The organism is Geomonas sp. (genome assembly GCF_056994735.1).
This window is the reverse complement of sequence record NZ_JBXKJL010000429.1, coordinates 1-9,297: the sequence shown is the minus strand read 5'-3', so window position 1 is coordinate 9,297 and position 9,297 is coordinate 1. Positions and strand designations below refer to the sequence as shown.

General features: G+C 62.5%; 8 protein-coding genes. All 8 read right to left on the bottom strand.

Annotation, left to right across the window (positions count from 1 at the left end):
- The coding region (locus tag AC11W3_RS18750; protein WP_484093531.1) for an aspartate kinase at window positions 1-1,022 on the bottom strand (1,022 nt) is incomplete at its 3' end.
- Window positions 1,023-1,313: 291 nt separating this feature from the next.
- Window positions 1,314-1,778, bottom strand: a complete 465-nt coding sequence (gene tsaE / locus AC11W3_RS18745; RefSeq protein ID WP_484093530.1) for a tRNA (adenosine(37)-N6)-threonylcarbamoyltransferase complex ATPase subunit type 1 TsaE — start codon at window positions 1,776-1,778, stop codon at window positions 1,314-1,316.
- Between the two features lie 6 nt (window positions 1,779-1,784).
- Entirely contained in the window at window positions 1,785-2,234 is a 450-nt protein-coding gene (locus AC11W3_RS18740) for a CBS domain-containing protein (protein WP_484093529.1), read from the bottom strand.
- A 368-nt stretch (window positions 2,235-2,602) separates the two neighbouring features.
- Window positions 2,603-4,159: an NAD(P)H-hydrate dehydratase gene (locus AC11W3_RS18735; RefSeq protein ID WP_484090776.1), complete on the bottom strand. Its 1,557-nt coding sequence runs from the start codon at window positions 4,157-4,159 to the stop codon at window positions 2,603-2,605.
- Window positions 4,159-4,536 carry a holo-[acyl-carrier-protein] synthase gene (locus AC11W3_RS18730; protein WP_484090775.1) on the bottom strand — a complete coding sequence of 126 codons (378 nt, stop codon included), beginning with the start codon at window positions 4,534-4,536 and terminating at the stop codon, window positions 4,159-4,161. Before AC11W3_RS18730 ends, AC11W3_RS18735 begins: the two co-directional genes overlap by 1 nt.
- Before the next feature lie 314 nt (window positions 4,537-4,850).
- On the bottom strand, window positions 4,851-6,080 hold the full coding sequence (locus tag AC11W3_RS18725; protein WP_484090774.1) for a peptidase MA family metallohydrolase: 1,230 nt from the start codon (window positions 6,078-6,080) through the stop codon (window positions 4,851-4,853).
- Between the two features lie 554 nt (window positions 6,081-6,634).
- Window positions 6,635-8,506: a 1-deoxy-D-xylulose-5-phosphate synthase gene (gene dxs / locus AC11W3_RS18720; protein WP_484090794.1), complete on the bottom strand. Its 1,872-nt coding sequence runs from the start codon at window positions 8,504-8,506 to the stop codon at window positions 6,635-6,637.
- Window positions 8,506-9,297: polyprenyl synthetase family protein (locus tag AC11W3_RS18715; protein WP_484093528.1), on the bottom strand; the 792-nt coding region annotated here is incomplete at its 5' end. The genes AC11W3_RS18715 and dxs, both read right to left, overlap by 1 nt.

Below are 9,297 nucleotides of genomic sequence, written 5' to 3'. Positions count from 1 at the left end.
TTGCTGACGTTCTCATCGGAGATGACGTCCTTGGCGGAGATGGCTTCGGCGGTCTCCTTGGTGATGGCCAGGGCCTTCTTGAAATCGGTCTGGGGCACCGTGAAGGTGAAGTCGGTGAATCCCGCCTCGCTGACGTTCTGGACGATCATGTCGACGGAGATATTGGCATCGGAGAGCGGCGAAAGGATCTGGGCCGCAATACCCGGCTTATCGGGAACCTGCATCACTGCTATCTTCACTTCATCCTTGGCATACGCGATACCGGAGACGAGCACTGCTTCCATATCTTTATCCTCCTTGGTCACCATCGTTCCGAGATTTTCATTGAAGCTTGAGCGGACGTGCACGTCCACGTTGTATTTCTTGGCGAACTCGACGGAGCGGATCTGGAGCACTTTTGCGCCGAGGCTGGCGAGCTCCAGCATCTCCTCGTAGGAGATACGCTCGATCTTCTTCGCATCCTTGCAGATGTTGGGGTCGGTGGTGTAGACGCCGTCCACGTCGGTGTAGATCTCGCAGACGTCGGCCTTCAGCGCGGCCGCCATGGCCACAGCGGAGGTGTCGGAGCCGCCGCGGCCCAGGGTGGTGATGCTGCCGGTGCTGTCGATCCCCTGGAAGCCGGCCACGATGATGATGGTGCCGTCCTTCAGGTCCGTCCTCACCTTCTCATCCGGGATCTCCTCGATCCTGGCCTTGCTGTAGGCGCTGTCGGTGATGATCGGAACCTGGAAGCCCAGGTACGACTTGGCCTTGTATCCCATGGACTTGAGGGTCATGGCAAGAAGGGCGATGGAGACCTGCTCTCCCGCGGCGACGAGGACGTCGTATTCACGGTTATCTGGAAACTCGCAGACCTCGTTGGCCAGCGCCACCAGCTTGTTGGTCTCGCCAGACATGGCGGAGACGACCACGACCATGTCGTTGCCTGCATCGTAAGTTTTTGCCACTCTTTTCGCGACGTTGCGTATCCGCTCGACGGACCCCATCGAGGTGCCGCCGTATTTTTGGACCACCAAAGCCATGTCAGTCCTCCTTGTACTCACTGTAGATCAGCGGCGGTTTTTCAACCAGGCCCGCGGTTGGAATGACTTTATTACCAAGAATAAACCAGCGGGTCAAAACATTTTTTTACTGTGCCTGCATCGACCTCGGCCACGGCCATCTCACCCTCGTGGTGTCGATCGAGACGGTCGAGCCTGGAGGGAGTCGCCTTCCTGATCCCAATGCCGCAAAATACTGGCTCTTTATACGGTAAACGGGGGAACCTGGCGGGCGGGAAACGATTACCGAGCAGGCGGTGGAACGGCAGGATATTACTCCGGGAAAAGGAGCTTCAAAAGGCTCTCAGCCCTCGATCCGGCCAGGGAGATGAAAATCTCCCTGCCGTCGCCACCGGCATGGGCAAAGGAGATGGTGACGGCCTGGGGAGGAAGCTCCTCCCCCAGCCGCTCGGCCCACTCCACCACGCAGACGCCGGCCCCGAAGAAGTACTCGTGGAAACCGAGATCTTCGATCTCCTCGGCACCCGACAGGCGGTAGAGGTCGAAGTGGTACAGGGGGAGCCTCCCCTCGTAGATGTTCAGGATGGTATAGGTCGGGCTGGTGATCGGTGTCTGCGGATCGACCTCCAACCCCTCCGCGACCCCCTTGGTAAACTGGGTCTTGCCGGCGCCGAGGTCGCCGACCAGGGCGATGAAGTCGCCCGGCTCCAGAACACGGCCCAGTCGGGCGCCGAGCTCAATCGTCTCGGCGGCGCTTCCGGTAATAATCTTGAACATGCGGGCTTAACCTATCATCGTCCGGATCAGGTCGATGCGACCGATGACCCCTACCACCTTGTCCCCCTCGACCACCGGTACGGAGTGGACCCTCCTGTTGCTCATGATGTCAGCTACCTCGCTGACCGGGGTTTCGGGTCCGACGCTGAAGACTTCCTGGGAGTAGATATCCCCCACCGTCTGGCCGGTCCACTTCTGGAGCTCCTTTTCGAACTTTTTATCGCTCTCCAGGTAGATGACCCAGTCGAAGATGGAGACGACCGTGGGGATGTGCAGGTTCTTGTCCTGCTCCACCAGGTCGCTCTCAGAGACGATCCCGATGAGGGTGCCGTCGTTATCGACGACCGGGGCGCTGCTGATGCGGCTTTCGGCAAAGAGGGTGGCGAGCTCTCTCACCGTCGTTTCCCGGCGGACGGTGATGACATCCTTGGTCATGACATCTTTAGCATTCAGCATAGTGTCTTTCTCCCTGTTCAGAGGTTTATATGAATGCCCCCCTGGTCCAAAGTCTTGAAGACCTCCCCTTTGACAAATGGTTTAGGGGCCTCCCCCCTTGTCAAAGGGGGGCGCGGGGGGGATTTGCTTCCGGTTCAGCGTCATCCCCGAGTGCATCTGTCGGGGATCCAGCTCTGGATTCCCGCTTAAGCCCGCGGGAATGACGGCAATTGCACCCTCTTCCGGGGGGCGAGGGAGAAGATAGGCCACACCAAGCAAGGGCGACATCACGTCCCCCCTTGTCAAAGGGGGGGACAGGGGGGATTCGCCTCTACCTTTAGCGTCATCCCTGAGTGCCTCTATCGGGGATCAAGCTCAGGATCCCCCGCTTAAACCCGTGGGAATGACGGCAATTGCACCCGCCGCAGCGCCTCAGGGAGCATCTCCTGGACGTCCGTGGCCTTCATCCCCTGCGTCCCCATCCGCTCCACCAGGAGGTCGGCCGCATGACCATGGATGAACGCCCCCAACTGGCAGGCCTCGAAAGGAGGATACCCCTGCCCCACCAGCGAGGCCACGATCCCCGTCAGGACGTCTCCCATCCCCCCGCTGGCCATGCCGGGGTTGCCGCTGCCGTTTATGGCGATACTACCGTCGGGGGCGGCGATGATGCTGCGGGCGCCCTTGAGGATCAGGTGAACCTGGTACTTCGTCGCGAACTCCCTGGCGCAGCCGATGCGGTCGGCCTCCACCTGCGGGACGCTCACCCCCGCGAGCCGCGCCATCTCGCCCGGGTGCGGGGTCAGCACGGTCACCCTTCCCCGCCTGCCAAGAAGCACCTCCTGCTTCACCGCGAGGGCATTGAGGCCATCTGCGTCGACAACGAGGGGCTTGCCCCAGGCAGCCAGGAAGGAATGCACCAGGAAGACCGTCGATGGATGGGTACCGATTCCAGGACCGAGCGCCACCACATCCTTCCCCTGCGCAGCCTGCAGCAGCTCCGGCAGCGCCCCTGCCTGCAGGTGCCCCGTCCCCGGTTTGCCGACCGGCATGGTCATGGACTCCGTGGTCTTGACCTCGAGGACCGGATTGAGAGCGGCCGGCACGGCCAGAGAGACCAGCCCCGAGCCGGTGCGGACCGCACTGTTTGCGGCCATGGCGGCAGCGCCGCTTTTCCCCGTGGAACCGGCGATGACCAGGCAGTGCCCGTTACTTCCCTTGTGGGCCGCGACGGGGCGAGGACGGATCATGTCGCGGGCGCAGGAGAGATCGACAAACTGGCATCCTTCCGCCTCGGCCACCACGGCGTCCGGCATCCCGATCTCCCTCACCAGCAGCCGCCCGCAGAGCTCGCCGCCGGGGTAGAGGACGTTTCCGAGTTTTGCCAAGGCGAAGGTGACGGTGAGGTCGGCCCTGACGGCCCTGCCAAGGATACGGCCGCTCGCGGCATCAACTCCCGACGGGATATCTACCGCCACCACCGGGAGAGCGGCGGAATTGATCATGTCGATCGCGTCGCCGTAAATCCCCGTCACCTCGCTCTTCACGCCGGTCCCGAGCAGGGCGTCGACTATCAGGGTAGCGTCCTTGAAGAGAGCGGCATGCCGCGACGGTCCTTCGGGGGCAACCACCACCTGCCCGGGCACAAGCCGGGCGAGATTGGCCGCGGCATCGCCGGTCACGACCTCCGGGGGAGCCAAAAGGAGCACGGGAGCATCCCACCCCCTTTCAGCCAGCAACCGGGCGATGACGAAACCGTCGCCGCCGTTGTTCCCCTTCCCGGCGACGATAAGGGCACGCTTACCCTCGCGCGCCCCGAAGGTCTCGGTGATGGCGTCGGCGCAGCTTCTCCCCGCGTTCTCCATCAGAGTGAGCCCCGGAATCCCGAATTCCCGGATAGCCCTTTGATCCATGAGCTGCATGACCTGACCGCTCACAACCTTCATCAGCGCTCCAGTACCACCATGGCCACGGCGCATCCCGCGTCGTGTGAAAGGGAGAGGAAGCAGGAGGATAACCCGATTTCTTGGAACATCTCCAGGGCGCGCCCGTAGAGCCTCAACTCCGGCTTCCCCAGTTCATCATTGACCACCTCGACATCGTGCCAGCTGAGCCCGTCGCGAAGCCCGGTCCCGAGCGCCTTCAGGAATGACTCCTTGGCGGCGAAACGCAGGGCATAGTGCTGTGCGCTGTTCTTCTTGCCGGAGCAGTACTCCAGCTCCACCGAGGTGAAGAGTCTCCGGAAGAGACTGTCGTTCCCCTGCACGAGGAAACGCTGGAATCTTGCTATTTCAACGATGTCTACGCCGGTGCCATAAATCAAAAGACGAACCTCAAAAGGCTGTTAACAGGGATATACAGGATGTACAGGATAAAGGAAATCAAAACTGAAGTTCCCACCCCGTCCATTGTACTCTCCCGTGAGGAGAGAGATAGAATGTCCCCCCCTTGTCAAAGGGGGGACAGGGGGATTTGCCTTGTACCTTAAGAACAGGCATGGGATTGATGGATAACCCCAAAAGGGTGAATCAATGATTTCATCCTGTCCATCCTGTCCATCCCTGTTCCTGGTCTGAGCTTTTTGAAGCATCACGTGCACCCGTTCGTGCCGAGCCTGTCGAAGCACGCATTGTTAGATTACTTCAGCGACTCCCGCCACTCATTCATCACCCCCGGCAGGTCCAGGGAGTTATCACCCAATGCCTTCGCGACCGCGGTCTCGATCGTGGCCCGTTCCCCGAGAGACTTCAATATCCCCTGGACAGCATACCACCCGTAGCGAGCCACCATGAAATTCGCCATGGAGTAGCTCTGCTGATAGGCCACCCCCGCCTCGTCACCGGACATCGAGGTGAAGGCCCCGGACAGCGTGGAAAGTGGCATCAGGCGGGCCCGGTTTACCGTGCCGTAGAAGTCACTGCCCTCATGACTGAACTCCTTCCGTTCCTCGATTACCGCCAGCCCCTCGTTCAACCAGGTAGGGATGTTGCCCCGGGTAAGCTCGGAAATGACCACGTGGGTGAATTCATGGAAGATAATGCCACGCATCTGTTTGCTGACCTTGGTGATCCCGCCCACCGGCAGCCTGATCTTCCCGTCGTAGAGGCCACCGGACCAGTCGGGCCCGGCCGTGACGCTGCTGTAGTCCTTCTTGGTGTAGAGGAGCACCGGTATGCGGGTTTTCGGAAAGTAGTTCAGGTCGGCCCCGACCGTGTTGTAGGCACTCTCCAGGGCATCGAGGACTTCGGCCGAAAGCCCGGCGGGAAGCTCGGCGTCGAAGCTTAGGTCGAACATGGAGCTGTAGCCCTTCTCCATCTTCGACTCGACCGGCAGCTCTCGCTCGGCCTTCACCAGGAGGGAGAGGAGCATCTTGTTCTGAGCTTCGACCTCCAGGCCCCGGCGCCAGATTGCGACCGCGCCGGCAAGATCGCCGGTATCATAGCCGATCTTGCCGAGGTAGATGATCGCTTCGATACGATCGGGAAGCTGTTCGAATTCGGCGCGGGCGGCTTCGTAATTCTTGCCCAGGTACAGGGCCAGGCCGCGCATCAGGCCGAAGTCCTTGACCTCCGGGATGAGATCACGAGCCTCGCCGAAATATTCCGCAGCCTCCACATAGCGGCTGGCCTTCATGTACCGCTGCGCGACCTCGGAGTATCCGTAGGCGACGTCACTTTTCACCGCAGCGTTATAGGGATAGAGGGATAAGGCACGTCTCAACGCCTCGACGGCCTTGTCCAGCTCTCCGCGGTTTATGAGTTCACGTATTTGGGCGCTATAGGAGATGGAGTCGGCGGCAGTTGCCGGGCCGGCGAGGAGGGCGAGGGTCAGGAGGATCAATGCGGCAGAGCGTGCGGTAATGATCATGTGGCCGCCTTTGCAGGAGTCTTGCCTTAAGTTTCAGCGTCATCCCCGAGTGCCTCTATCGGGGATCCATCATGTGGCCGCCTTTGCAGGAGTCTTGCAGCCCCCTCACCCCTGCCCTCTCCTCGGGGGCGAGGGAGAGAACCTCACGTCCCCCCCTTGTCAAAGGGGGGACAGGGGGGATTTGCCTTCAGCTTCAGAGTCATCCCCAAGTGCCTCTATCGGGGACCCAGCATGTGGCCGCCTTTGTAGGAGTCTTGCAGCCCCCTCCCCCCTGCCATCTCCCGGGGGCGAGGGAGGGAACCTCACGTCCCCCCCTTGTCAAAGGGGGGACAGGGGGGATTTGCCTTCAGCTTCAGAGTCATCCCCGAGTGCCTCTATCGGGGATCCAGCATGCGGCCGCCCGAGTGCCTCTATCGGGGATCCAGCATGTGGCCGCCTTTGTAGGAGTCTGGCAGCCCCCTCCCGCCTGCCATCTCCCGGGGGGCGAGGGAGGGGCCCTCACGTCCCCCCCTTGTCAAAGGGGGGACAGGGGGGATTTGCCTCTGAACGAAAACTTACCCTCTCGCCTTGCGGATGCTCTTAACGATCCCCGGGACATCCAGGCCGTAGGCCGCCTTCAACTCCGCCTGCTCACCCTGCTCGATGAAGCTGTCGGGGTAGCCCAGGCGAACCACCCGCACTCCGGTCACCCCTTCCTCCTCGAGGAGTTCGAGGACCGCAGTCCCGAAACCGCCCTGCAGCGCATTGTCCTCCAGGGTGAAAAGCATCCCCGTCTCGGCCAGGTCCAGTATCAACTCCCGGTCGATCGGCTTCACGAACCGCGCATTCATGACGGCGAGGTCAAGCCCTTCCTTGGCCATCTCCGTCGCGGCCTCCATGGCCGACTGCACCATGGTACCGACGGCGACAATGGCCCCGTCCTTTCCTTTGCGCACCAGCTCGCCCTTGCCGACGGGAAGCGGCTTGAGGATCTGGTCGATCGGGACGCCAAAGCCGTTGCCCCTCGGGTAGCGGACGGCAGCGGGACCGTCGAGGGTCGTCGCGGTCGCCAGCATGTGCTGCAGCTCGTTCTCGTCCTTGGGCGCCATCACGGTCAGCCCCGGAAGCTGGCGCAGGTAACTGATATCGAAGACCCCGTGGTGGGTGGGACCGTCGTTGCCGACCACGCCGGCGCGGTCGATGGCGAAGAGCACCGGGAGATCCTGCAGGCAGACGTCGTGGCAGAGCTGGTCGAAACCGCGCTGCAGGAACGACGAGTAGAGCGCGACCACCGGGCGGAACCCCTGGGCCGCGAGCCCGGCCGCGAAGGTGACCGCATGCTGCTCGGCGATGCCGACATCGAAGAAGCGCTCCGGGAACTCGTTGGCGAACGGGGTGAGACCGGTGCCGTCAGGCATCGCCGCCGTCACCGCCACGATCTTCTCGTTTTCCCGCGCCAGTTTCCTTACGGCGTCACCGAAGACACCTGTGTAGGAAGCGGCGCCCCCCTTCCCTTTCAGGACCTTTCCCGTTTCCTTCTCGAACGGCCCCACGCCATGGAAGAGCGACGGGTTGGCCTCGGCAGCGGGATAGCCCTTGCCCTTCTTGGTGATGACGTGGATCAGCACGGCGTCGTCGAAGCGCTTGACGTTCTCCAGGGTTTCCAGCAGGAGCGGGATGTTGTGGCCGTCGATGGGCCCGATGTATTCGAACCCGAAGGCCTCGAAGAGCATGCCCGGGGTGAAGAGCCCCTTGAGCGATTCCTCCGCCCTCTTGGCGACCTTGAGAGCAGACTGGCCGAACATCGGCATGCCCTCGAGGAATGCCTCCAGCTCCTTCTTCGCCCTGTGCACGAACTCACTGGTGATGGTGCGCGACAGGAGGCTGGACATGGCCCCGACGTTGGGAGAGATCGACATCTCGTTGTCGTTGAGGATCACCACCAGGTCCTTGTTCAGCTCCCCTGCGTGGTTCAGCCCCTCGTACGCAATCCCCCCGGTCATGGAACCGTCCCCGATCACCGCCAGCACCTTGTTGCGCTGCCCCTTGAGATCGCGCCCCACCGCCAGGCCGAGGGCCGCCGAGATCGAGGTGGAGGAGTGCCCGACGTCGAAGGAGTCGTGCTGCGACTCGCCCCTCTTCGGGAAGCCGCTGATACCGCCCATGGTCCGCAGGGTATGGAAAGAGTCGTTTCTCCCGGTCAAAAGCTTGTGGGCGTAGGCCTGGTGCCCAACGTCCCAGACGATCTTGTCCAGGGGCGAGTCGAAGACGCGATGGAGTGCTATGGTGAGCTCGACCACGCCGAGGCTCGGCGCCAGGTGCCCGCCGTTCTTGGCGCAGGTATCGATGATCCTGGTGCGGAGCTCGGAGGCGAGCTGATCGAGCTCGCGGATGGAGAGCTTCTTCAGCTGCCTCGGATCGGTGATGCCATCGAGGATCGACGGCATCACGATTTCCTCTTGACGATATAGGATGCTATCTGGCGCAGAGGTTCGGCACGCTCGTCAAAGGGAGCGAGGGCATCGAGCGCCATCTGCACCAGTTCCTGCGCCCTGGCCTTCGAGGCCTCCAGCCCCACCAGCGCCGGATAGGTCGCCTTGCCGCGTGCCTCGTCGCTTCCCGCGTCCTTGCCGAGCTCCTCGGTGGTCCCTTCCACGTCGAGGATGTCGTCCGCGATCTGGAAGGCCAGCCCGATAGCCTCGGCGTAGCGGGTCAGGGACGCGAGACCGCTCTCGCTGGCGCCGCCTAGGATGGCGCCGGCGCGGACCGAGGCGCGGATCAGGGCGCCCGTCTTGTGGGTATGGATGTAGGACAAGGTGGCGAGATCGATCTCCTTCCCTTCGCTCTCCATGTCGACTACCTGGCCGCCGACCATGCCGCGGGATCCGGAGGCGAGGGCGATCTCCTGGATCACCTTGAGCCTGGCCGCGGGGTCCGTGCCGGCTTCGGGGCGGGAGAGGAGGATGAAGGCCTCGGTGAGGAGGGCGTCGCCGGCCAGGATGGCCGTGGCCTCGCCATAGACCTTGTGGTTGGTCGGATTTCCCCTGCGGAAGTCGTCGTCATCCATGGCCGGGAGGTCGTCGTGGATCAGCGAGTAGGTGTGGATCATCTCCATGGCGCAGGCCGCCGGGAGAGCGCTCTCGAGCCTGCCGCCGACCGTCTCGCAGGCAGCCAGCATCAGCACCGGGCGCACGCGTTTTCCGCCGGCGAAGACCGAGTAGCGCATCGAGCCGTGAAC